This window comes from Burkholderia sp. AU30198 (assembly GCF_020419825.1).
Lineage (GTDB): Bacteria > Pseudomonadota > Gammaproteobacteria > Burkholderiales > Burkholderiaceae > Burkholderia.
The window spans coordinates 1-22,878 of the sequence record NZ_JAIZSA010000007.1 but is presented as its reverse complement, the minus strand read 5'-3'; the positions used below and the strand labels follow the sequence as shown (position 1 = coordinate 22,878).

The window sequence follows — 22,878 nt, the reverse complement described above, 5'->3', positions numbered from 1 at the left end:
GACTCTACCGGAAGCGGCGGGATCGGGGCGTTGTCGCCGCCTGCGACGCGCATCGCTCCAGGGTCACGTACTGATCTGCAACACCTCGTCGACCACCGCCACCTTCACGCCCCGCCCCGTCGACAACGACGCCGTGCCCTGCTCGAACGGATGCACGGGCGTATCGGTCGGCGTCCACGCATGGCGCGCCAGCAGTTCGCGATACCCGCCGCGAATCACGAAACCGCCGCATTTCTCCGCATACGCGTCGCGGCGCATCCGGTACGCGCGCGGCAGGTCGTACCACGGCAGCTTCGGCAAGTCGTGATGGACGAGGTGATAGTTGTTGTTCAGGTACAGCAGCCGCATCGCGAAGCCAGCTTCATTGATTGCGATGCGCGCCTTCGGATGCGGCGCGGCGCGGTGCTCGTACAGCGAGCGGATCATCGCGATCGACAACGCGGGCCAGGTCACCGCGAGCAGGTAGTACCACCACGGCACGCCGATCGCCCATTGCAGCCACGCGAGCAGCGCCACCACGCAGGCGACGTGCGTCGCCCACATCGGCAGATAGCGGAAGTCGCCGCGCCGGAACGCGGTGAATGCGTCGACGCCCATCGCGGCGATGCTCAGCGGCGGCCCGGCGATGAAACGCCCGACGAAGGTCTTGCGTGCGAGCGTCAGCACGCGACGCCAGCGTGGCAGCCGCGCCCAGTGCTCGCGCGTGACGTAATTCGTTTCGGGATCGACGCCCGGCACGGTCAGGTCTTCGTCGCGATGATGGTCGAGATGCGTGTCGCGATACAGCGTGTACGGATACCAGACCGTCAGCGGCGGATAGCCGAGCAGCTGGTTCACGCGCGCGGAGCGCGTCGGATGGCCGTGCAGCAACTCGTGCTGCAGCGACAGGTGCCATGCGCCGAGCAGGATCAGCGGCGGCGTCGCGGCCGCGAGCGACAGGGTGCCGTCGCGCACGAGCAGCAGCACGGCGAGCCAGCCGCCGTAGATCGCGACGACCAGCAGCCAGGTCGGCCACTCGGTGCGGGCGGTGAAGCGGGTGTCGAGCGCGGCAATCGCACGCGCGTGGTCGACGTCGAAGTATTCGGCCATGGCGTTGAGGCGGGAGTGAACGGGCGGTGCGGGGAACGCGCGGTTGAACCGGCCAGCTCGGCCCGGGTGCGCAGGTGTCTCGCGGATCACGGTCGGCCTGTCCGGCATCACGCGAGGTGGCGATGCTCAAGCAGGCATCTGGACGGTACCGGGATCGCGCCGCGCGGCCAACCAATCGATTCGGATTTGCTTATCGTCGTGCGGCCGATAAGCTTCAGGCGTACCGCGCCACGTTCGGCCCCCGTTTTGCCGGGATCGAACCGGGTTCCGTTGCCCGCGCGGCGATGCGTAGAATGCCCGCATGAGCCCCTGGATCGCCGCCCTGCCGATGTACAACGTGACGCCGCGCCACGACGCGCTGTGGCGCGCGCTGCTGCGCGACGCACTCGATGCGTTCGCGAACGCGGGCGGGCCCGCCGATGTCGCGCTTCCCGACGAACCGTTCGACGACCTGCATGCGCTGTGGCGGCGCGACGATCTGCTGCTGTCGCAGACCTGCGGCTACCCGTACCGGATGCTGGGCTTGCGCGATGAAGTGCGATTGATCGCGACCCCCGTGTTCGACGCGGACGGCTGCCACGGCGCGCACTACAGCAGCGTGCTGGCCGTGTCGGCACACGCGCATGCGGGCGGCGCGACGACGCTCGCTGCATGCCGGGGGCTGCGGGCCGCATTCAACGGTGCAGATTCGCACAGCGGGATGAATGCGCTCCGGCATGCGGTTGCGCCGCATGCGCGCGACGGGCGATTCTTCGGATCGGTTGCGGCGCTCGGCTCGCACCTGAACGTGCTGCGTGCGCTCGCTTCGAGGGAAGCCGATTGCGCGGCGATCGACTGCGTGACGTTCGCATACGTGAGGGATGCACTGCCCGAATTGCTGAAGGACATCCGGATCGTCGGGATGACGGCGCTCGCGCCGGGGTTGCCGTTCATCGCATCGCGAGCGCTCGAAGCCACACAGGTCGCTGCGTTGCAGGATGCGCTCGACGGCGCGGTCGCGGCCGATGCGGAACGGGCGCGCGTGTTGCGGCTGAAGGGATTCGAACGGCTGTCGCCAGCCGACTACGACACGATTGCGCGGTTCGAGCAGCAGGCGGCCGCGCACGGTTATCCCGCGCTGGCCTGAGCGCCGCGAGCGCGCGTTGAAGCGCTAGAACGGCAGCGTGCCGGGCGGCGCGTTGCGCACGACGGCGAGCGTCGTGCCGATATGGTCTTCGAGCGCGAGCGCCGCGCGCGCATCGGCGCGCCGCATCGCGGCTTCGAACAGGCACGTGTGCTCCGCATGCACGTCGCGTTTCGAATCGCCGAGCCCGATGCACACGCGCCGGTAACGTTCGCTTTGCTGCGACAGCATGCGCAGGATCAGATAGGTCCACGGCGTCGCGGCCGCCGAGATCAGCGCTTCGTGAAAGCGCCGGTTGCACGCTTCCCACGCGGTCCGGTGCTCGATCGATACCGGCTGCTCCCACGCCGACAGCATCTCGAAGCTCTGCCGCACTCTTTGTTCCCACGCATCGTCGCCGCGCCGCACGGATTCGCGCAGCGCATCGACCTCGATATGGATGCGCAGCCGCGTGATCGCTTCGAGATCGTCAACCGACATCGGCGTGACGCGAAACCCGCGCTGCCCTTCGGCGACGACCAGCGCATCGCTGACGAGCCGCGTGAGCGCCTCGCGCAGCGTGCCCGCGCCGACGCCGTACACGTCCTTCAGGTGCTCGACGCGCAGCTTCGCGCCGGGTGGGTAGTGCCCTTCGATGATGTGCTGGCGAAGCTGGTGGTACGCATGCTCGCTGAGCGTGCGCGCATGCGGTTCGACCGCGTCGTCGGCGGCCGGCTCGATCGCAGGCGACGTGTCGTCGTGCAGCGCGTCGGCGAACGGGTGGGCGGGCAGGATGGTGTTCATGTCAAGCTTCCTCCTGATCCTGTTTGCGGTTGAGGCGATAGCTGAGCTGCGCACGCGTCAGCCCGAGCAGGCGGGCGGCGGCCGACAGGTTGCCGTTCGCGCGATCGACGGCCTCGTGCAGCAGCGCGCGCTCGAGGCCGTCGAGCCCGCCGCCGCCCTGCAACTGGTCGAGGATCGTCGCGCAATCGATCGACAGCGCGGCGGCCGGCTTGATCTGCCCCGCACGGTCGACGGTCGCGCCGCCGGGCAGCCCGACGCCGGGGAACAGGTCCTTCGCGTCGACCGGCCGGTTGGGACGCGACAGGATCACCGCGCGCTCGATCAGGTTCTCGAGCTCGCGCACGTTGCCGGGCCACCGGTAGCCGCGCAGCGCGTCGTACGCATAGTCGGTCAGCGTAGGTGCCGGCTTGCCGTGCAGCGAAGCGAAGCGTTCCAGCATCGCGTCGGCGAGCAGCGCGATGTCGTCCTGCCGGTCGCGCAGCGGCGGAATCAGCACCGGGTAGACGTTGATCCGGTAGTAGAGGTCGGCGCGGAAGGTGCCGTCGCGCACGGCCTGTTCGAGATCGCGGTTGGTCGCCGCGACGACGCGCACATCCACCTTCCTGCCGTCGGTCGCACCGAGCCGTTCGACCTCGCCTTCCTGAAGCACGCGCAGCAGCTTCGCCTGCACGTCGAGCGGCAACTCGCCGATTTCGTCCAGGAACAGCGTGCCGCCGTTCGCGCGCTCGAAGCGCCCGGCGCGCGCAACCTGCGAGCCCGTGAATGCGCCTTTCTCCGCGCCGAACAGTTCCGACTCGATCAGCGCGTGCGGAATCGCCGCGCAGTTGATCGCGACGAACGGCTTCGCGGCGCGCGGGCTGAGGCTGTGCAGCGCGCGGGCGAAGCGCTCCTTGCCGACGCCCGTCTCTCCGGTGAGCAGCACGGCCACCTTGGTCGGTGCGGCCGTCTCGAGCAGCGCATAGGCGGCGCGAAACGCGTCGGAGCGTCCGACGAGCCGCGTGCGGCCGTCGTCGGGCGCGATCTCGAGGCGCAGCGATTCGACCTCGGTCTGCAGGTCGCGGATCGTGTTGATCAGCGAATCGGCCTTGAACCACGACGAGATTTCCTCGGCGTCGGGCCATTCCTCGGCCGGCTTGCCGACGATCGTGCAGTGCGGGTCCTGCATGCCGACGCAGCTCGTTTCCTTGAACAGGATCGTCCGGCCGATGAACGCGCTCGTATAGCCGGTCGCATAGCCGATCAGCATCCAGCACACCGGTTCGGGCTGCGGCCCGAACGTGCGGCGGTGCACGTCGGCCTCCCATGAATGTTCCCAGCGGTATTCGCAATAGAACGCGCCCGTCGCGGGATCGGCTTCGAAGCGCAACGGCGTGACCTGCACGGCGCCTTCGAGCATGTGCAGCTGCGGGCCGACGTGGAACATGTCGAACAGCGACGCGCCGCTGCGGATCTCGCGGGCGAGCGCGGCATCCCGTTCGCCGGCGGCGAAGCCGACGCGCGTGAAGAACCGCCGCGTCTGCGCCGGCCCGACGCTTTCCATCAGTTCCTGGCGCAGCGTCGCCAGCGCGCCGGCATGGAGCAGCACCATCCGCTGTCCGGCGAGCCAGATGCGGCCGTCGCTCGCCGAAAAATGGATCAGCTTGCGCAGGTCGGTGTCCGGCGGCAAGGGGGGCAGGCTGGGCCGCGTCATGTCTCCTCCGTCGAGATTTCTCGTGATTTTCGAAATTTCCGCAAGCGGCGCCCCAACCCGGGCAACCGTTTGATCATTTCATCAAATGCGTGCCGCCGGGTTGCTCAAATGATGAAGAGGGCCGCCGAATCAGGCGTTTGGCGCGATTGATCGGGCGCGTTTTCCCTTCTGGTTAACCGCCATTGTGGATCGCGAAATTGAACTTCGCGTCAGGGCTTTCCCTGAATTATCGAGATTTTTTGTCGAACCGGACTCGCGTGGCACGGATGCTGCATTGAAGGACGGCATGGAGGCGACACCGATCATGAATCCACCCGATACCGATCTTTCCCCGCTCGACCCGGGCCGCAAGTGCGTCCGCGTCACCGGCACGAACACCCGCGGCTTCGTCGAATTCGAGTTGTCGATCGGCGGCGCGCCGGAGCTGTGCGTCGAGCTGACGTTGCCTCCTGCCGCCTTCGACGCGTTCTGCCGCGAACAGCAGGTCACGCGGCTGGACGTCGAAGCGAACCCATGACCTTGAGGAGCAAGAAGTGACCATCGAGCTGAAGACAGTCGACATCAAGCCGCTCCGGCACACCTTTGCGCACGTGGCGCAGAACATCGGCGGCGACAAGACGGCGACGCGCTACCAGGAAGGCATGATGGGCGCGCAGCCCCAGGCGAACTTCCATTACCGCCCGACGTGGGATCCCGATTACGAGATCTTCGACGCGTCGCGCTCGGCGATCCGGATGGCGAACTGGTACGCGCTGAAGGATCCGCGCCAGTTCTACTACGCGTCGTGGGCGACCACGCGGGCGCGCCAGCAGGACACGATGGAAGCGAACTTCGAGTTCGTCGAGTCGCGCCGGATGATCGGCCTGATGCGCGACGACGTCGCCGCGCACGCGCTCGACGTGCTGGTGCCGCTGCGCCACGCGGCCTGGGGCGCGAACATGAACAACGCGCAGGTCTGCGCGCTCGGCTACGGCACCGCGTTCACGGCGCCCGCGATGTTCCACGCGATGGACAACCTCGGGGTCGCGCAGTACCTCACGCGGCTCGCGCTCGCGATGGCCGAGCCCGACGTGCTCGACACCGCCAAGGCGGCGTGGACGACCTGCGCCGCGTGGCAGCCGCTGCGGCGCTATGTCGAGGACACGCTGGTGGTCGCCGATCCGGTCGAGCTGTTCGTCGCGCAGAACCTGGCGCTCGACGGGCTGCTTTACCCGCTCGTGTACGACCGCTTCGTCGACGAACGGATCGCGCTCGCGGGCGGCTCGGCGGTGGCGATGCTGACCGCGTTCATGCCCGAATGGCACACCGAATCGAACCGCTGGATCGATGCCGTCGTGAAGACGATGGCCGCCGAATCCGACGACAACCGCGCGCTGCTGGCACGCTGGACGCGCGACTGGTCCGCGCGGGCTGAAGCCGCGCTCGCGCCGGTGGCGGCGCTGGCGTTGCAGGACGACGGCCGCGCGGCGCTCGACGAAGTGCGGGAACAGTTCCATACGCGTGTCGCGAAGCTCGGCATCGTGCTCTGAGCCCGGGCCGCCCACCTTTCATCCAGGAAACCAGCATGTCCAACGTATTCATCGCCTTCCAGGCCAATGAGGAGTCCATACCGATCGTCGAGGCGATCGTCGCCGACAACCCGCTCGCGGTGGTGGTCGAGTCGCCCGGGATGGTCAAGATCGATTCGCCCGACCGGCTGACGATCCGCCGCGAAACGATCGAGGAACTGACCGGCACGCGTTTCGACCTGCAGCAGCTTCAGGTGAACCTGATCACGCTGTCCGGCCATATCGACGAGGACGACGACCAGTTCACGCTGAGCTGGTCGCACTGAACGACGCGCCACGCGCACCGACAACACCGGAGACACGAATGGACACGCCAACGCTCAAGAAAAAACTCGGCCTGAAGGACCGCTACGCGGCGATGACGCGCGGCCTCGGCTGGGAGACGACCTACCAGCCGATGGACAAGGTATTCCCGTACGACCGCTACGAGGGCATCAAGATCCACGACTGGGACAAGTGGGTCGACCCGTTTCGCCTGACGATGGACGCGTACTGGAAATACCAGGGCGAGAAGGAAAAGAAGCTGTACGCGGTGATCGACGCGTTCACGCAGAACAACGCGTTCCTCGGCGTGACCGATGCACGCTACATCAACGCGCTGAAGCTGTTCATCCAGGGCGTGACGCCGCTCGAATACCTCGCGCATCGCGGCTTCGCGCACGTCGGCCGGCACTTCACCGGCGAGGGCGCGCGCATCGCGTGCCAGATGCAGTCGATCGACGAATTGCGGCACTACCAGACCGAAACGCACGCGATGTCGACGTACAACAAGTTCTTCAACGGGTTCCATCACTCGAATCACTGGTTCGATCGCGTCTGGTACCTGTCGGTGCCGAAGTCGTTCTTCGAGGATGCGTACTCGTCGGGGCCGTTCGAGTTCCTGACCGCCGTGAGCTTCTCGTTCGAATACGTGCTGACGAACCTGCTGTTCGTGCCGTTCATGTCGGGCGCGGCGTACAACGGCGACATGTCGACCGTCACGTTCGGCTTCTCCGCGCAGTCGGACGAATCGCGTCACATGACGCTCGGCATCGAGTGCATCAAGTTCCTGCTCGAGCAGGATCCGGGCAACGTGCCGATCGTGCAGCGCTGGATCGACAAATGGTTCTGGCGCGGCTACCGGCTGCTGACGCTCGTCGCGATGATGATGGACTACATGCAGCCGAAGCGCGTGATGAGCTGGCGCGAATCGTGGGAAATGTACGCGGAGCAGAACGGCGGCGCGCTGTTCAAGGATCTCGCGCGCTACGGCATTCGCGAGCCGAAGGGCTGGCAGGACGCGTGCGAAGGCAAGGATCACATCAGCCACCAGGCCTGGTCGACGTTCTACGGCTTCAACGCGGCGTCCGCGTTCCACACGTGGGTGCCGACCGAGGACGAGATGGCGTGGCTGTCCGCGAAGTATCCCGACTCGTTCGACCGCTACTACCGCCCGCGCTTCGACTACTGGGGCGAGCAGGCGAAGGCCGGCAACCGCTTCTACATGAAGACGCTGCCGATGCTGTGCCAGACCTGCCAGATCCCGATGCTGTTCACCGAGCCAGGCAACCCGCGGAAGATCGGCGCGCGCGAATCGGACTACCTCGGCAACAAGTTCCATTTCTGCAGCGATCACTGCAAGGAAATCTTCGATCACGAGCCGCAGAAGTACGTGCAGGCGTGGCTGCCCGTGCACCAGATCCACCAGGGCAACTGCTTCCCGCCCGATGTGGACCCGAGCGCGGAAGGCTTCGATCCGCTCGCCGCCGTGCTCGATTACTACGCGGTGGGCATGGGCCGAGACAACCTCGATTTCGAAGGCTCGGAAGACCAGAAGAACTTCGCGGCATGGCGTGGCCAGGCCACGAGCAACTGATCAATACGTCACACCGACGAAACCTTGAACGAGACCGGCGCACGCGCGCATGCGCGAACGCCGGCCGACAGGAGACAAGCATGGCCGTCATCGCGCTCAAACCCTACGACTTCCCGATCAAGGACGCGGTCGGGAAGTTTCCCGCACCGCTGCTCTACGTGTGCTGGGAAGACCACCTGATGTTCCCGGCGCCGTTCTGCCTGCCGCTGCCGCCGGACCTGCCGTTCGGCGCGCTCGCGCGCGACGTGCTGCCGCCCGTCTACGGCTACCACCCGGATTTCGCGAAGATCGACTGGGATCGCGTCGAGTGGTTCCGCTCGGGCGAGCCGTGGGCGCCGGACGCGGAGAAGAGCCTGGCCGGCAACGGCCTCGGGCACAAGGACCTGATCAGCTTCCGCACGCCGGGCCTCGACGGCCTCGGCGGCGCGAGCTTCTGACCGCGACGCGGACGGGCGAACCATCATGAGCCACCAACTAACCATCGAGCCGCTGGGCGTCACGATCGAAGTCGAGGAAGGACAGACGATGCTCGACGCGGCGCTGCGCCAGGGCATCTACATTCCGCACGCGTGCTGTCACGGGCTGTGCGGCACCTGCAAGGTCGCGGTGCTCGACGGCGAGACCGATCTCGGCGACGCGAACCCGTTCGCGCTGATGGACTTCGAGCGCGAGGAAGGCAAGGCGCTCGCGTGCTGCGCGACGCTGCAGGCCGACACCGTGATCGAGGCCGACGTCGACGAGGAACCCGACGCCGAGATCATCCCGGTCAGGGATTTCGCGGCGGACGTCACGCGCATCGAGCCACTCACGCCGACCATCAAGTCGATCCGCCTGAAGCTGTCGCAGCCGATCCATTTCCAGGCCGGCCAGTACGTGCAGCTCGAGATTCCGGGGCTCGGGCAGAGCCGCGCGTTCTCGATCGCGAATTCACCGGCCGACGTCGCCGCCACCGGCGAGATCGAGCTGAACGTGCGGCAGGTGCCGGGCGGGCTCGGCACCGGCTACCTGCACGAGCAGCTGGCGACCGGCGACCGCGTGCGGCTGTCGGGCCCGTACGGCCGCTTCTTCGTGCGCCGCTCGGCCGCGTTGCCGATGATCTTCATGGCCGGCGGCTCGGGCCTGTCGAGCCCGCGCTCGATGATCGCGGACCTGCTCGACGGCGGCGTCACCGCGCCGATCACGCTGGTCTACGGCCAGCGCAACGCGAAGGAACTCTATTACCACGACGAATTCCGCGCGCTCGCCGAGCGTTACCCGAACTTCACGTATGTGCCCGCGCTGTCCGACGGCGCAGCGGATGCGGGCGGCGGGGTCGCACAAGGGTTCGTGCACGACGTCGCGAACGCGCATTTCGACGGCGACTTCTCGGGTCATCAGGCCTACCTGTGCGGGCCGCCCGCGATGATCGACGCGTGCATCACCGCGCTGATGAAGGGCCGCCTGTTCGAGCGCGACATCTATCACGAGAAGTTCATCTCGGCGGCCGACGCGCAACAGACGCGCAGCCCGCTGTTCCGGCGGGTGTGAGATGGACGCGGGCCGCGTGTGCGCCACGGTAACGATCGCGCAGACCGACGAGCGCTATGCGTGCGCCTCCGGCGAATCGCTGCTGGCCGGGATGGCGAAGCTCGGCCGGCGCGGCATCCCGGTCGGCTGCCTGAACGGCGGGTGCGGCGTGTGCAAGGTGCGTGTGCTGCGCGGCGCCGTGCATCGGCTCGGGCCGATCAGCCGCGCACACGTGAGCGCCGACGAAGAGCGCGACGGTTATGCGCTCGCGTGCCGCGTCGCGCCGGACGGCGACGTCGAGCTGGAAGTGGCGGGCCGGCTGAAAAAGCCGTTTTTCTGCGGCTCGGCCTGCGCCGGGGCGCCGATATTCAACAAGTAACCAGGAGGAGACTCACCATGGGTGTGATGCGTATTGGTCATGTCAATCTGAAGGTGATGGACATGGAGGCGGCGCTGCGTCACTACATCCGCGTGCTCGGCATGCAGGAGACGATGCGCGATGCGGCCGGCAACGTGTACCTGAAATGCTGGGACGAATGGGATCGGTACTCGCTGATCCTGTCGCCGTCCGATCAGGCGGGGCTCAAGCATGCGGCTTACAAGGTCGAGCACGACGCCGATCTCGACGCGTTGCAGCAGCGGATCGAGGCGTACGGCATCCGGACGGAGATGCTGCCCGAGGGCGCGCTGCCGGCGGTGGGCCGCCAGTTGCGCTTCCTGCTGCCGAGCGGGCACGAGCTGCGGCTGTTCGCGAAGAAGGAGCTGGTCGGCACCGCGGTCGGCTCGCTGAATCCCGATCCGTGGCCCGACGACATCCCGGGCTCGGCCGTGCACTGGCTCGACCACTGCCTGCTGATGTGCGAGCTGAACCCGGAAGCCGGCGTGAACCGTGTCGAGGAGAACACGCGCTTCATGGCCGAGTGTCTCGACTTCCATCTGGCCGAGCAGGTCATGGTCGGCCCGGGCAACACGATCCAGGCCGCGACGTGGATGTTCCGCAGCTCGACGCCGCACGACATCGCGTTCGTCGGCGGCCCGCGTAACGGGCTGCATCACATCGCGTTCTTCCTCGACGACTGGGCCGACGTGCTGAAGTCGGCCGACGTGATGGCGAAGAACAAGGTGAAGATCGACGTCGCGCCGACGCGGCACGGCATCACGCGCGGCACGACCATCTATTTCTTCGATCCGAGCGGCAACCGCAACGAAACCTTCGCGGGGCTCGGCTATCTCGCGCAGCCCGACCGCCCGGTCACGACGTGGACCGAGGAAGAGCTCGGGCGCGGGATCTTCTTCCATTCCGGTGAACTGAACGAAGCGTTCACGACCGTCTACACCTGACCCACGCAAGGAGTACAACGTCATGGCTAGCAACGATTCGACCCGCAGCGTCGTCACGCGCACGATCGACTGGCCCGCCGCGTCGCGCGCCGCGCAGGCGGCGGCAGAGGCGGCCGAGCGGCTCGGCGTGCGCGTGAACGTCGCGGTCGTCGATGCGGCCGGCCTGCTCGCGGCATTCGTGCGGATGCCCGGCGCGCCGCTGCATTCGATCGACATCGCGATCGACAAGGCGTACACGGCCGCGAGCTTCGGCTTGTCGACCGGTGCGTGGCACGACGCGCTGGCCGCGCATTCGGCGGCCGTGCGGCAGGGGCTCGTGTTGCGCCCGCGCTTCGTCGCGTTCGGCGGCGGGTTGCCGATCGTCGACGACGGCGCGTTGATCGCCGGCATCGGCGTGTCGGGCGGCAGCGAGGCGCAGGACGAGCAATGCGCGCGTGCGGGCCTCGACGCGGCCGGCTTCGGCGGCGGGTGACGGGCGGCATGCGCAACACGGCACGCGGCGCGCGAACGTCCTTCGCGACCGCGCCGGATCACGGATTCACGACTATCGGCAACCACATCATGTACGACACGGAACCTCTCGCCGCGACACGCGGCCCCGCCGGCGGGCAGCCGGAACCGCGGCGCGTCCGCAACTTCATCGACGGCGACTATCGCGCGGGCGACCGCTGGTTCGACAAGCGCTCGCCGCTCGACAACGCGGTGATCGCGCGCGTGGCCGAAGCGAGCCGCGCGGATGTCGACGCGGCCGTGCAGGCGGCGCGCACGGCGCTGTCGGGGCCGTGGGGCGGCCTGACCGTCGCGCAGCGCGTCGACATCCTGTACGCGGTGGCCGACGGCATCACGCGCCGCTTCGACGATTTTCTCGAAGCCGAAGTGGCCGATACCGGCAAGCCGGTCAGCCTTGCGAGCCACATCGACATCCCGCGCGGCGCGGCGAACTTCAAGGTGTTCGCCGACGTCGTGAAGAACGTGCCGGGCGAAACCTTCGAAATGGCGACGCCGGACGGCGCGGGCGCGCTCAACTACGCGATCCGCCGCCCGGTCGGCGTGGTCGGCGTGATCTGCCCGTGGAACCTGCCGCTGCTGCTGATGACGTGGAAGGTCGGCCCCGCGCTCGCGTGCGGCAACACGGTGGTCGTGAAGCCGTCGGAGGAAACGCCGCAGACGGCCGCGCTGCTCGGCGAGGTGATGAACGCAGCCGGCGTGCCGCGCGGCGTTTACAACGTCGTGCACGGGTTCGGGCCCGGCTCGGCCGGCGAATTCCTGACGACCCATCCGGGCGTGAACGCAATCACGTTCACCGGCGAGACGCGCACCGGCGCGGCGATCATGAAGGCGGCGGCCGACGGCGCGCGGCCGGTCAGCCTCGAGATGGGCGGCAAGAACGCGGCGATCGTGTTTGCCGATTGCGATTTCGACGCGGCCGTCGAAGGCACGCTGCGCTCGTGCTTCGCGAACGCCGGGCAGGTGTGCCTCGGCACCGAGCGCGTGTATGTCGAGCGTCCGCTGTTCGAGCGCTTCGTCGCCGCGCTGAAGGCCGGTGCCGAGCAACTGCGGCCGGGCCGCCCGGAAGCGGACACGACCGGCATCGGCCCGCTGATCAGCCAGGAGCACCGCGACAAGGTGCTGTCGTACTACCGCCAGGCGGCCGAACTCGGCGCGACGGTCGTGACGGGCGGCGGCGTGCCGTCCATGCCGGACGACCTGCGCGACGGTGCGTGGGTGCAGCCGACGATCTGGACGGGCCTTGGCGACGATTCGCCGATCGCGCGCGACGAGATCTTCGGGCCGTGCACGCTCGTGATGCCGTTCGATTCGGAAGCCGAGGTGATCGGCCGCGCAAATTCGAACACATACGGGCTGTCGACCGCGATCTGGACCACCAACCTGTCCCGTGCGCATCGTGTCGCCGCGTCGATCGACGTCGGCATCGCGTGGGTCAATTCCTGGTTCCTGCGCGACCTGCGCACCGCGTTCGGCGGCGCGAAGCAATCGGGCATCGGCCGCGAAGGCGGCGTGCATTCGCTCGAGTTCTATACGGAACTGCGCAACGTCTGCATCAAGCTCTGACCCACCCGTTACTGATCGGAACACTCTTATGGACTCCACGTTGATTACCGCGCTGGGCGACCGGCTGTACGACGCGATGACCTCGCGCACGCCCATCGCGCCGCTGACGTCGCAGCACGAGGACCTGTCGGTCGACGACGCATACCGGATCCAGCAGCGCTTCGTGCAGCGCCGCCTGGACGCCGGGGAAACCGTGATCGGCAAGAAGATCGGCGTCACGTCGAAGGCCGTGATGGACATGCTCGGCGTATACCAGCCCGATTTCGGCTACCTGCTGTCGGGGATGGTCTACGGCGACGGCGCGTGCATCGCGCTCGACACACTGATCCAGCCGAAGGCGGAAGGCGAGATCGCGTTCGTGCTGAAGCGCGACCTGCTCGGGCCCGGCGTGACGAACGCAATGGTGCTGGCCGCGACCGAATGCGTGATGCCGTGCTTCGAGATCGTCGATTCGCGGATTCGCGACTGGAAGATCCGGATCGGCGACACCGTGGCCGACAACGCGTCGTGCGGCGTGTTCGTGCTCGGCGACCAGGCGGTGAGCACGCGCCGCGTCGATCTCGCGACCTGCGGGATGGTGCTCGAGAAGAACGGTGACGTGATCGGCACCGGCGCCGGCGCGGCCGCGCTCGGCTCGCCGGTCAATGCCGTCGCGTGGCTCGCCAATACGCTCGGCCGGCTCGGCATCCCGCTGAAGGCCGGCGAAGTGATCCTGTCCGGCGCGCTCGCCGCGATGGCGCCGGCCGGCCCCGGCGACAACTTCCGCGTGTCGATCGGCGGGATCGGCGCATGTTCGGTGCGGTTCGCGTGAGCGGCGCCGTTCCCCTTTACTGGCAAACGAGGAATTCCCCATGACCCGAAAGATCCGCTGCGCGCTGATCGGCCCCGGCAACATCGGCACCGACCTGCTCGCCAAACTCATGCGCAGCCCCGTGCTCGAACCTGTCTGGATGGTCGGCATCGATCCCGATTCCGACGGCCTGAAGCGTGCGCGCGAACTCGGCCTGAAGACGACCGCGGACGGCGTTGACGGCCTGCTGCCGCACGTGCAGGCCGACGGCGTGCAGATCGCGTTCGACGCGACGAGCGCGTATGTGCACGCGGAGAACAGCCGCAAGCTCAATGCGCTCGGCGTGCTGATGATCGACCTGACGCCGGCCGCGATCGGCCCGTACTGCGTGCCGCCCGTGAACCTGATGGAGCACATCGGCTCCGGTGAGATGAACGTGAACATGGTCACGTGCGGCGGCCAGGCGACGATCCCGATGGTGCGCGCGGTGTCCCGCGTGCAGCCGGTTGCCTATGGCGAGATCGTCGCGACCGTGTCGTCGCGCTCGGTCGGCCCCGGCACGCGCAAGAACATCGACGAATTCACGCGCACCACGGCGGCGGCGGTCGCACAGGTCGGCGGCGCGAAGGAAGGCAAGGCGATCATCGTGATCAACCCGGCCGACCCGCCGCTGATCATGCGCGACACCGTGCACTGCCTGACCGAGACCGCGCCCGACGAGGCGCGCATCGTCGAATCGGTGCACGCGATGATCGCCGACGTGCAGCGCTACGTGCCCGGCTACCGGCTCGTCAACGGGCCCGTGTTCGACGGCAACCGCGTGTCGATCTACCTCGAAGTCGAAGGCCTCGGCGACTACCTGCCGAAATACGCGGGCAACCTCGACATCATGACGGCCGCCGCCGCGCGCACCGCCGAGATGTTCGCCGAGGAGCTGCTGGCCGGCCGCCTCGCGCTCCAGCCCGCTGCGCAGGCAGCCTGACGCGCGCGCATCCCACGACCGGACGAACAAGGAAATGGCAATGAATCTCAAAGGCAAGCGAATCACCGTCCACGACATGACGCTGCGTGACGGCATGCACCCGAAGCGTCACCAGATGACGCTCGACCAGATGCGCGCGGTGGCGACCGGGCTCGACGCGGCCGGCGTGCCGCTGATCGAAGTCACGCACGGCGACGGGCTCGGCGGCTCGTCGGTCAACTACGGTTTTCCCGCGCACACCGACGCCGAATACCTCGGCGCGGTCATCCCGCTGCTCAAGCGCGCGAAGGTATCGGCGCTGCTGCTGCCGGGCATCGGCACCGTCGACCATCTGAAGGAGGCGCACGCGCTCGGCGTGCATACGATCCGCGTCGCGACGCACTGCACCGAGGCGGATGTCTCCGAGCAGCACATCGCGATGGCGCGCAAGCTCGACATGGATACCGTCGGCTTCCTGATGATGAGCCACATGAACAGCCCGGAAGGGCTCGTGAAGCAGGCGAAGCTGATGGAGTCGTACGGCGCGAACTGCATCTACATCACCGATTCCGCCGGCTACATGCTGCCCGACGACGTGAAGGCGCGCCTCGGCGCGGTGCGCGACGCGCTGCAGCCGCAGACGGAACTCGGTTTTCACGGCCACCACAACCTCGCGATGGGTGTCGCGAACTCGATCGCCGCGATCGAGGCCGGCGCGAACCGGATCGACGGCGCGGCGGCCGGGCTCGGCGCGGGCGCGGGCAATACGCCGCTCGAAGTGTTTGTCGCCGTGTGCGAGCGGATGGGCATCGAGACGGGCGTCGACGTGTGGAAGATCCAGGACGTCGCGGAGGATCTCGTCGTGCCGATGATGGATTTCCCGATCCGGCTCGACCGCGACGCGCTGACGCTCGGCTACGCGGGCGTGTACGGCTCGTTCCTGCTGTTCGCGAAGCGCGCGGGCGACAAGTACGGGATTCCGGCACGCGACATTCTCGTCGAGCTGGGCCGGCGCGGGATGGTCGGCGGGCAGGAGGACATGATCGAAGACACCGCGCTGACGCTCGCGAAGGCGCGCGCGGCGCAAGCCAAGCGGGAGGCTGCATGAACCTGACCACCGATATCGTCGAAGCGCTCGCCGAGCATCTCGACGGCTGCATGCGCGACGCGCGCGACACGCCGAAGATCACCGACCGTCATCCGGAGATGGACTGGGACGATGCCTACGCGGTGCAGGACGCCATCCGAAGCCGGCAACTCGGGCGCGGTGCACGGATCGTCGGCTACAAGGCCGGCCTGACGTCGCACGCGAAGATGCGCCAGATGGGCGTCGACACGCCCGTGTTCGGCTTCCTCACCGATCTGTACGACCTGCCCGACGGCGGCGAGTGCGACACGTCGGCACTGATCCATCCGAAGGTGGAGCCCGAGATCGCATTCGTGACCAAGGCCGAGCTGAAAGGACCGGGCTGCCATATCGGTGCGGTGCTCGCCGCGACGGATTTCGTCATCGCCGGCATCGAGGTGATCGACAGCCGTTACCGCGACTTCAAGTTCGACCTGAAGAGCGTGGTGGCCGACAACACGTCGGCCGCGCGCTTCGTCGCGGGCGGGCGGCCGCTCGCGGTGGAGGGCGTCGACCTGCGCACGCTCGGCATCGTGCTCGAGAAAAACGGCCTGCCGGTGGCGTTCGGCGCCGGTGCGGCGGTGCTCGGGCATCCGGCCGCCGCGGTCGCGATGCTCGCGAACCACCTGGGCGCGCGCGGCGAATCGATTCCCGCGGGCAGCCTGATCCTGTCGGGCGGCATCACCGAGGCGGTGGCCGTCGAAGCCGGCGACAGCGTGACGCTGCGCGTGCAGGACATCGGCTCGATCGGCCTGCGTTTCATCTGAACGAAACACGACCAAACAGGAGGCCATCGTGCCGGTTGCTCATCTCTACATCCTCGAAGGCCGCGACGACGACAAGAAGGAACGCCTGATCGCCGAAGTCACGCAGGCCATTCATCGCTCGCTCGAGGCGCCGGTCGAATCGGTGCGCGTGATCATCACCGAGATGCCGAAGGGGCATTTCGGGATCGGCGGGCAGAGCGCGAAACAGCGCGGGCGGTAACGCGCCACGTCCCCATGAATCGACTGAAGGAGCGTCATGTCATCCAATCCTGAAATCGGCCGCCGGATCGTTGCCGGCGGCATCGACACGAACTATCACGACGCCGGCGACGGGCCGCCCGTGCTGCTGATCCACGGCTCGGGGCCGGGCGTGACCGCCTATGCGAACTGGCGGCTCACGATGCCCGCGCTCGCGCGGCAGTTTCGCGTGATCGCGCCGGACATGGCGGGATTCGGCGAAACCGAGCGTCCGGCCGGGTACCGCTATTCGATGGACCACTGGGTCGATCACGCGCTCGGCCTGCTCGACGCGCTCGACATCGAGCGCGCGCACGTGGTCGGCAATTCGTTCGGCGGCGCGCTCGCGCTGGCGCTGGCGATCCGGGCGCCCGAGCGGGTCGGCAAGCTTGTGCTGATGGGCGCGGCCGGCACGCGTTTCACGCTGACCGAAGGGCTCGACGCGGTATGGGGTTATACGCCGTCGATCGCCAACATGCGCGCGCTGCTGGACATCTTCGCGTTCGATCGCGCGCTCGTGAACGACGAACTCGCGAAGCTGCGCTACGACGCGAGCGTGCGGCCCGGCTACCAGGAGGCGTTCGCGAACATGTTTCCGGCGCCGCGCCAGCGCTGGGTCGATGCGCTCGCGAGCGATGAAGCGCAGCTGCGCGCGCTGACGCACGACACGCTGATCGTGCACGGGCGCGAAGACCGCGTGATTCCGCTCGACAGTTCGCTGAAGCTGCTCGATTTATTGCCGAATGCCCAGCTCCACGTGTTCGGCCGGTGCGGGCACTGGACGCAGATCGAGCACGCAGCACGCTTCAACCAGCTCGTCATCGACCATTTCAGCGCATAGCCTATCGGCAGGACGTGTTGCCGCCGCGTAGCGAGCACCGGCGCAAGCGGCGGCAATGCGGGTGCCCATGACGGCACACCTATAAAAAATCAATTCAGTAGAACGAATATTGGAGACATCGATGAAACGGAAGTCTGCATTCGGGTTGTGTTCGCTCGCCGCATGCGCGGGCCTCGCATTGAGCACGGGCGCGTGGGCGACGGAAGGCGGCGGCGACACGATCGGCGAGGGCGCGGAGGCATTTTTTGCCGGCGCGCTGCCGCCGGCCGGGTTGTACGCGCTGCTGTACTACACGCATTACCACGCGTCGCGCTTCAACGATTCGCACGGCAACGGTTCGGTGCCGGGCTTCAAGCTCGATGCGGACGTGCTGATTCCGCGCGTGGTCTGGATGTCGAACCTGTCGGTGCTCGGCGGGCGCTATGGCGCGTATGCGGTGCTGCCGATGCAGCACCTTGCGCTCGATGCGGGCGGCGCGTCGTTCGACCGCACCAATCTCGGCGACCTGATCGTCAGCCCCGCGCTGATCGCGTGGGGTTCGGGCGCGTTGCGCACGGTCGCGGCGATCGAGTTCGTGTTTCCGACCGGGCAGTACGACGCGCATTCGGCGCTGAACACCGGCAAGAACTACTACACCGCACGGCCGGTATTCGGCGTGTCGTGGCTGCCGAACGACAAGGTCGAGGTGTCCGCGAAGATCACGTACAGCTTCAACTCGCCGAACAACGACACGCACTATCACTCGGGGAACCTGTTTCACATCGACTATTCGGCGAGCTATGCAGTCACGCCGAAGGCGCGGGTCGGGTTGTCCGGCTACTTCGTCAAGCAGACCACCGACGACATGCAGAACGGGCAGCCGGTCGCGGGCGACGGCTTTCGCGGGCAGACCTTCGCGATCGGGCCGGGGTTTCGCTATCAGTTCAGCAAGATCAGCGTGGAAGCGCGCGTCGTGAAGGAGTTCTTCGTGCGCAACCGGCCGGCCGGGGAGGCCGTGTGGGCGAAGGCCGTCATTCCGTTCTGACCTGACGGCGCGCAGCCGGTTGCACGCGTGACGCCGCCGTTGCGGGGCGTCACGCTTTACCGCGTCATAAGTTACCGCGCGAGCGCAGCGAGACGCGGGAACAGCGGCAATGCGTTCGCATGGTTGATCGCGGCGTGCCGATCGGCGCCCAGTGCCGCATACGCATCCTGCGCGTGGGTGAACGACGTGCTGACGGCGGGCGGCGCGTACGGGAAGTCGCTGCCGTACAGCACGCGATCGGGTTGTGCGAACGCGGTGAGGCTCGGCAGCGCGGACGGCGACGACAGCGCGGTATCGAAGTAGAACGTGCGCAGCAGGTCGAGCAGCCCGTCGCGGTTCGGCACATCGTTGCGCACGCCCGGTGCGAGTTCGGCAAAGCGGTACGCGGTGTACGGCAGGAAGCCGCCGGCGTGCGACAGGATGATCCGCACGTTCGGGTGCCGCGCGATCACGCCGTTGAGCACGAGCTGGACGGCCGTGCGCGTCGTATCGAACGGATAGTCGAGCAGCGGGCCGGGCATCCCGGGTATCGCATCGATCGCGGGCTTCGCCGGGTGGATGAACACGACCGCGCGGCGGCGGTCGAGTTCTGCCCAGACGGATTCGAAGGCCGGATCGCCAAGATAGACGCCGCCGTAGTTGCTCAGCAGCACGACGCCGTCGGCTTTCAGCGTGTCGAACGCGTGGTCGATTTCGGCGAGCGTGCCGTCGACGTCGGGCAGCGGCAGCGTCGCGAAGTTGCCGAAGCGGGTCGGCCACTTTGCGACGAGTCCGGCCACGTATTCGTTGACCTGGCGCGCCATGTCGCGCTTGGCCTGGCCGGTCCAGCCCTGGACGCCGGGTGCCGTCAGCGACAGCACGCCGGTCTGGATCTCGAGCGAATCCATGAACGCGATCGCGCCTTCCGGGCTCCAGGTGGGGCTGCCCCAGCCGGACGGATCGCCGCCGTGGGCGGGCAGCGCATCGGCCCAGAACGGCGGGACGACGTGTTGGTGAACATCGATACGGTTGCGGTCGGACATGATTCGGCTCCTGTGGAAGTGCGCTGCGGTGCAACGTCTGACCGTCAGGATGCGCGTGGTTGATTTTTCAATCCAATAGATTAAATTTCAGGATTGATTGTTCTCAGTGATGAATTGACCGTATGGACCTTCGCCATTTGCGCTACTTTCTCGCGGTTGCCGAAGAGGGGCATTTCGGCCGTGCGGCGGAGCGGCTGCATATCGTGCAGCCCGCGCTGAGCATGCAGATTCGCGCGCTCGAGGAGGAACTGGGCACGCGGCTGTTCGAGCGCAGCACGCGCAAGGTGGCGCTGACGGATGCCGGCCGGCTGCTGGTGACCGAGGCGCGGCACACGCTTGAGCAGGCCGAGCGCGCGAAGGCGGTCGTACAGCGCGCGGCGCGCGGCGAGACGGGCGTGGTGCGGATCGGCTTCGTCGGCAATGCGGTCGCGACGGGGCGGCTGTCCGACGACCTGATTGCGTTTCATGCGGCGTGGCCGGAGGTGACGCTCGACCTGCACGAGATGGCGCCGGCCGCGCAGCAGGACGCGATCCTCGCGGGCCGGCTCGACATCGGCTATTGCCCGGCTTTTGGCACGGCATTCGATCCGAAGCTGGCCGTGCGGACGGTCGGCAGCTGGGCGTGGGACGTGATGATGAACGACCGGCACGCGTTCGCGAAGCAGCGCTCGGTGAGCGTCGCGGCACTCGCGGACGAGCCGTTCATTTTCTATGCGGCGGACGGTGACGACGAAGGGCAGCTTGCGATCCTGCGGCAGGTGCTCGGCAAGACGCCGCGCATCGCACACAAGGTGAGCAGCACGCTGTCGGTGCTGGCGTTGACGGGGGCTGGCCTCGGGGTGGCGCTGGTGCCGTCGCCGTTGAGCCGGATCGCGGCGCCGAACATCGTGTACCGGAAACTCGCCGGCGGCGTGCCGGGCTCTGAACTCGTCGCGCTCAGCCGGATCGGCGGGGAATGGGGGGCGGTACGGGAGTACCTGGCGATGCTGGGTGAGCGCGCCGCGTGAGTGCCGCGGCGCGCGCCGGCATCACTCCTCGTCCATCAACCGGACCTTGACCCGCTTGCCCTTGATCTTGCCTGCATTGAGCTTGCGCAGCGCGTCGCGCGCCACGCCGCGCTCGAGCGCGACATAGGTCGAGAACTCGGTCACGTTGATCTTGCCGATCTGCTTGCCGTCGAACCCGGCGTCGCCGGTCAGCGCGCCGAGCACGTCGCCCGGGCGGATCTTGTCCTTGCGCCCGCCGAGGATCTGCAGCGTTTCCATCGGCGGCGTCAGCACGCCGTCGTCGGCCGGCGTCAGTTCCGCGAGCGGATGCCATTCGACGTCGCGCTTCTGCGCCTGCTCGATCCCGCCGACGCGGCCCATCTCGTCCATGCTCGCGAGGCTCAGCGCCCAGCCGTCCTGATCCGCGCGGCCCGTGCGGCCGATGCGGTGCACGTGCACTTCGGGGTCGGGCGTCACGTCGACGTTGATCACCGCTTCGAGCTGCGCGATGTCGAGCCCGCGCGCGGCGACGTCGGTTGCGACCAGCACCGAGCAGCTGCGGTTCGCGAACTGGATCAGCACCTGGTCGCGCTCGCGCTGGTCGAGCTCGCCGTGCAGCGCGAGTGCGTGGAAGCCCTGCGCATGCAGCACGTCGAGCAGGTCGCGGCATTGCTGCTTCGTGTTGCAGAACGCGATCGTGCTTACCGGCCGGTAGTGGTTCAGCAACTGGCCCACCGCATGCAGCCGCTCGTCCTCCGTCACTTCATAGAAGCGCTGGCGGATCTTGCTGTTGTCGTGGCGTTCTTCGAGCTTCACTTCCTTCGGGTTGCGCAGGAATTGCTGGCTCAGCTTCACGATGCCGTCCGGATAGGTCGCGGAGAACAGCAGCGTCTGGCGCGTGGTCGGGCACATCCGCGCGACCTTCGCGATGTCGTCGAAGAAGCCCATGTCGAGCATCCGGTCGGCTTCGTCGAGCACCAGCGTGTTCAGCGCGTCGAGCTTCAGGTTGCCGCGATCGAGGTGATCCATGATGCGGCCCGGCGTGCCGACGACGATGTGCGCGCCGTGCTCGAGGCTCTGCGCCTGCGGGCGCATCGGCGTGCCGCCGCACAGCGTCAGCACCTTCACGTTTTCTTCGGCGCGCGCGAGGCGGCGCACCTCCTGCGCGACCTGGTCGGCGAGTTCGCGCGTCGGGCACAGGATCATCGCCTGCACGTCGAAGCTGCGCGCATCGAGGCGCGCCAGCAGCGCGAGCGAGAACGCGGCGGTCTTGCCGCTGCCCGTCTTCGCCTGCGCGATCAGGTCCTGGCCGGCCAGCGCGATCGGCAGGCTCGCGGCCTGGATCGGCGTCATGTCGACATAGCCGAGCTGCGCGAGGTTGGCGAGCGTGGCGGGCGTCAACGACAGCGCGCTGAACGGCGTGGCGGTCGGCTGGGTCATTCCAGGTCTCCGAGGTAAGGGCGGCCTTCCATCTGCTCGTAGACGACCTTGCCTTCGTCGTCTTCGAAGCGTTCGAGGTAGTTGCGCGCGCCGCACAGCGGGCAGCGGAACAGCAGCCCCTGGCCTTCGTCCTTGATGACGACGTCGGACTGCTCCCACTGCGTGCCGCAGCTCTGGTTTCGGCAGGTAAACACGGTCTTTCTCCAGCTGAATTCGGTTGATGGCGCGCCCGGGCGGGCGCGGCAACGGCGGGCGGCGCTCGCGCAGCTCGGGCGCGGGCCGCATCGGGCGTCGCTTGTATGCGTCGATGCGGATGATGGATCGGGCGGCGACGGGGTCGCGCGTGCCGCAATTCTAGCGGAAGCGGGCGGCCGGTTGCGGACGATCGGCTGTGGACGGCCGGTTGCGGGCGACCGGCTGCGGACGACCGGCTGCGGGCGACGCCTTCGGGGATGGCGGGCATTCATGGCCTGTTATTTGCGAAAACAGGCCCTGATCGCCGCCACCAAGAAAAAACGGCCGCCCCGAATGAACTGCACCCCAAAAGTTGGATGCGAATCCAACCTTTGGGGTGTTTTTCATGGCGCAGTACGACGAGAAATTCAAGCGGGAAGTGGTGAGGCGCTACGCGTCTGGCCGATACGGCTACAAGAGCA

Annotated in this window: 25 protein-coding genes; 19 read left to right on the top strand and 6 right to left on the bottom strand. The window is 67.5% G+C overall.

The annotated features are described in order from the left end of the window. Positions 1–63: 63 nt before the first annotated feature. Positions 64–1,089, bottom strand: a complete 1,026-nt coding sequence (locus LGN19_RS16710; protein ID WP_226216070.1) for a fatty acid desaturase — start codon at positions 1,087–1,089, stop codon at positions 64–66. Positions 1,090–1,390: 301 nt separating this feature from the next. On the opposite strand from LGN19_RS16710, the gene LGN19_RS16705 reads away from it, so the two are divergent. Next, entirely contained in the window at positions 1,391–2,215 is an 825-nt protein-coding gene (locus LGN19_RS16705; protein ID WP_226216068.1) for a phosphate/phosphite/phosphonate ABC transporter substrate-binding protein, read from the top strand. 24 nt (positions 2,216–2,239) lie between these two features. Here the strand turns inward: LGN19_RS16705 and LGN19_RS16700 are convergent, their stop codons facing one another. Continuing rightward, the gene (locus LGN19_RS16700) at positions 2,240–2,995 is read right to left on the bottom strand and encodes a GntR family transcriptional regulator (protein ID WP_226216066.1); all 756 of its coding nucleotides are present in this window, start codon (positions 2,993–2,995) and stop codon (positions 2,240–2,242) included. A gap of 1 nt (position 2,996) precedes the next feature. Further along, on the bottom strand, positions 2,997–4,685 hold the full coding sequence (locus tag LGN19_RS16695; RefSeq protein ID WP_226216064.1) for a sigma-54-dependent Fis family transcriptional regulator: 1,689 nt from the start codon (positions 4,683–4,685) through the stop codon (positions 2,997–2,999). Positions 4,686–4,869: 184 nt separating this feature from the next. Between LGN19_RS16695 and LGN19_RS16690 the strand changes: the two genes are divergently transcribed. From LGN19_RS16690 to LGN19_RS16610, 17 genes are all read left to right on the top strand, one after another. After that, positions 4,870–5,202: a phenol hydroxylase subunit gene (locus LGN19_RS16690; protein WP_307872252.1), complete on the top strand. Its 333-nt coding sequence runs from the start codon at positions 4,870–4,872 to the stop codon at positions 5,200–5,202. A 16-nt stretch (positions 5,203–5,218) separates the two neighbouring features. After that, entirely contained in the window at positions 5,219–6,214 is a 996-nt protein-coding gene (locus LGN19_RS16685; protein WP_226216062.1) for a phenol hydroxylase, read from the top strand. A 35-nt stretch (positions 6,215–6,249) separates the two neighbouring features. Further along, positions 6,250–6,519, top strand: a complete 270-nt coding sequence (locus LGN19_RS16680) for an MmoB/DmpM family protein (protein WP_226216060.1) — start codon at positions 6,250–6,252, stop codon at positions 6,517–6,519. A 38-nt stretch (positions 6,520–6,557) separates the two neighbouring features. Then, the gene (locus tag LGN19_RS16675; protein ID WP_226216058.1) at positions 6,558–8,108 is read left to right on the top strand and encodes an aromatic/alkene/methane monooxygenase hydroxylase/oxygenase subunit alpha; all 1,551 of its coding nucleotides are present in this window, start codon (positions 6,558–6,560) and stop codon (positions 8,106–8,108) included. 80 nt (positions 8,109–8,188) lie between these two features. Next, positions 8,189–8,545 (top strand): phenol hydroxylase subunit P4, encoded by a 357-nt coding sequence (locus LGN19_RS16670; RefSeq protein WP_122948551.1) that lies wholly within the window; start codon positions 8,189–8,191, stop codon positions 8,543–8,545. 25 nt (positions 8,546–8,570) lie between these two features. Then, positions 8,571–9,635, top strand: coding sequence for an NADH:ubiquinone reductase (Na(+)-transporting) subunit F (locus LGN19_RS16665; RefSeq protein ID WP_226216056.1), 1,065 nt, complete (start codon positions 8,571–8,573; stop codon positions 9,633–9,635). A 1-nt stretch (position 9,636) separates the two neighbouring features. Then, positions 9,637–9,993, top strand: a complete 357-nt coding sequence (locus tag LGN19_RS16660) for a 2Fe-2S iron-sulfur cluster-binding protein (protein ID WP_122948553.1) — start codon at positions 9,637–9,639, stop codon at positions 9,991–9,993. Between the two features lie 17 nt (positions 9,994–10,010). Next, complete coding sequence (locus LGN19_RS16655; RefSeq protein ID WP_174956692.1) at positions 10,011–10,955, top strand: catechol 2,3-dioxygenase; 945 nt, start codon at positions 10,011–10,013, stop codon at positions 10,953–10,955. 22 nt (positions 10,956–10,977) lie between these two features. Then, entirely contained in the window at positions 10,978–11,427 is a 450-nt protein-coding gene (locus tag LGN19_RS16650) for a GlcG/HbpS family heme-binding protein (RefSeq protein ID WP_226216054.1), read from the top strand. Positions 11,428–11,516: 89 nt separating this feature from the next. Next, positions 11,517–13,028 (top strand): 2-hydroxymuconic semialdehyde dehydrogenase, encoded by a 1,512-nt coding sequence (locus LGN19_RS16645; protein WP_226216052.1) that lies wholly within the window; start codon positions 11,517–11,519, stop codon positions 13,026–13,028. Between the two features lie 28 nt (positions 13,029–13,056). Then, the gene (dmpE, locus tag LGN19_RS16640) at positions 13,057–13,839 is read left to right on the top strand and encodes a 2-oxopent-4-enoate hydratase (RefSeq protein ID WP_226216050.1); all 783 of its coding nucleotides are present in this window, start codon (positions 13,057–13,059) and stop codon (positions 13,837–13,839) included. A gap of 40 nt (positions 13,840–13,879) precedes the next feature. Then, a complete protein-coding gene (locus tag LGN19_RS16635) occupies positions 13,880–14,800 on the top strand; it encodes an acetaldehyde dehydrogenase (acetylating) (RefSeq protein ID WP_122948557.1) in 921 nt (306 codons plus the stop codon). Positions 14,801–14,840: 40 nt separating this feature from the next. Next, positions 14,841–15,887 (top strand): 4-hydroxy-2-oxovalerate aldolase, encoded by a 1,047-nt coding sequence (gene dmpG, locus LGN19_RS16630; protein ID WP_011356549.1) that lies wholly within the window; start codon positions 14,841–14,843, stop codon positions 15,885–15,887. Further along, positions 15,884–16,672 carry a 2-oxo-3-hexenedioate decarboxylase gene (gene dmpH / locus LGN19_RS16625; RefSeq protein WP_122948558.1) on the top strand — a complete coding sequence of 263 codons (789 nt, stop codon included), beginning with the start codon at positions 15,884–15,886 and terminating at the stop codon, positions 16,670–16,672. Before dmpG ends, dmpH begins: the two co-directional genes overlap by 4 nt. Positions 16,673–16,700: 28 nt before the next feature. Next, positions 16,701–16,892 carry a 2-hydroxymuconate tautomerase gene (locus LGN19_RS16620; RefSeq protein ID WP_226216048.1) on the top strand — a complete coding sequence of 64 codons (192 nt, stop codon included), beginning with the start codon at positions 16,701–16,703 and terminating at the stop codon, positions 16,890–16,892. A gap of 36 nt (positions 16,893–16,928) precedes the next feature. Then, positions 16,929–17,750 carry an alpha/beta fold hydrolase gene (locus LGN19_RS16615; RefSeq protein ID WP_174956697.1) on the top strand — a complete coding sequence of 274 codons (822 nt, stop codon included), beginning with the start codon at positions 16,929–16,931 and terminating at the stop codon, positions 17,748–17,750. 121 nt (positions 17,751–17,871) lie between these two features. Next, positions 17,872–18,774: a transporter gene (locus LGN19_RS16610; RefSeq protein ID WP_226216046.1), complete on the top strand. Its 903-nt coding sequence runs from the start codon at positions 17,872–17,874 to the stop codon at positions 18,772–18,774. Positions 18,775–18,845: 71 nt separating this feature from the next. On the opposite strand, the gene hndA is transcribed toward LGN19_RS16610, so the two are convergent. Continuing rightward, the gene (hndA, locus tag LGN19_RS16605) at positions 18,846–19,796 is read right to left on the bottom strand and encodes a 2-hydroxy-1-naphthoic acid nonoxidative decarboxylase (protein WP_226216044.1); all 951 of its coding nucleotides are present in this window, start codon (positions 19,794–19,796) and stop codon (positions 18,846–18,848) included. 122 nt (positions 19,797–19,918) lie between these two features. Between hndA and LGN19_RS16600 the strand changes: the two genes are divergently transcribed. Beyond that, positions 19,919–20,803 carry a LysR substrate-binding domain-containing protein gene (locus LGN19_RS16600; RefSeq protein WP_226216042.1) on the top strand — a complete coding sequence of 295 codons (885 nt, stop codon included), beginning with the start codon at positions 19,919–19,921 and terminating at the stop codon, positions 20,801–20,803. 21 nt (positions 20,804–20,824) lie between these two features. Here the strand turns inward: LGN19_RS16600 and dbpA are convergent, their stop codons facing one another. Then, positions 20,825–22,222, bottom strand: a complete 1,398-nt coding sequence (dbpA, locus tag LGN19_RS16595) for an ATP-dependent RNA helicase DbpA (RefSeq protein WP_174956701.1) — start codon at positions 22,220–22,222, stop codon at positions 20,825–20,827. Next, positions 22,219–22,416, bottom strand: a complete 198-nt coding sequence (locus tag LGN19_RS16590; protein WP_039344264.1) for a hypothetical protein — start codon at positions 22,414–22,416, stop codon at positions 22,219–22,221. Before LGN19_RS16590 ends, dbpA begins: the two co-directional genes overlap by 4 nt. Positions 22,417–22,878: the final 462 nt, after the last annotated feature.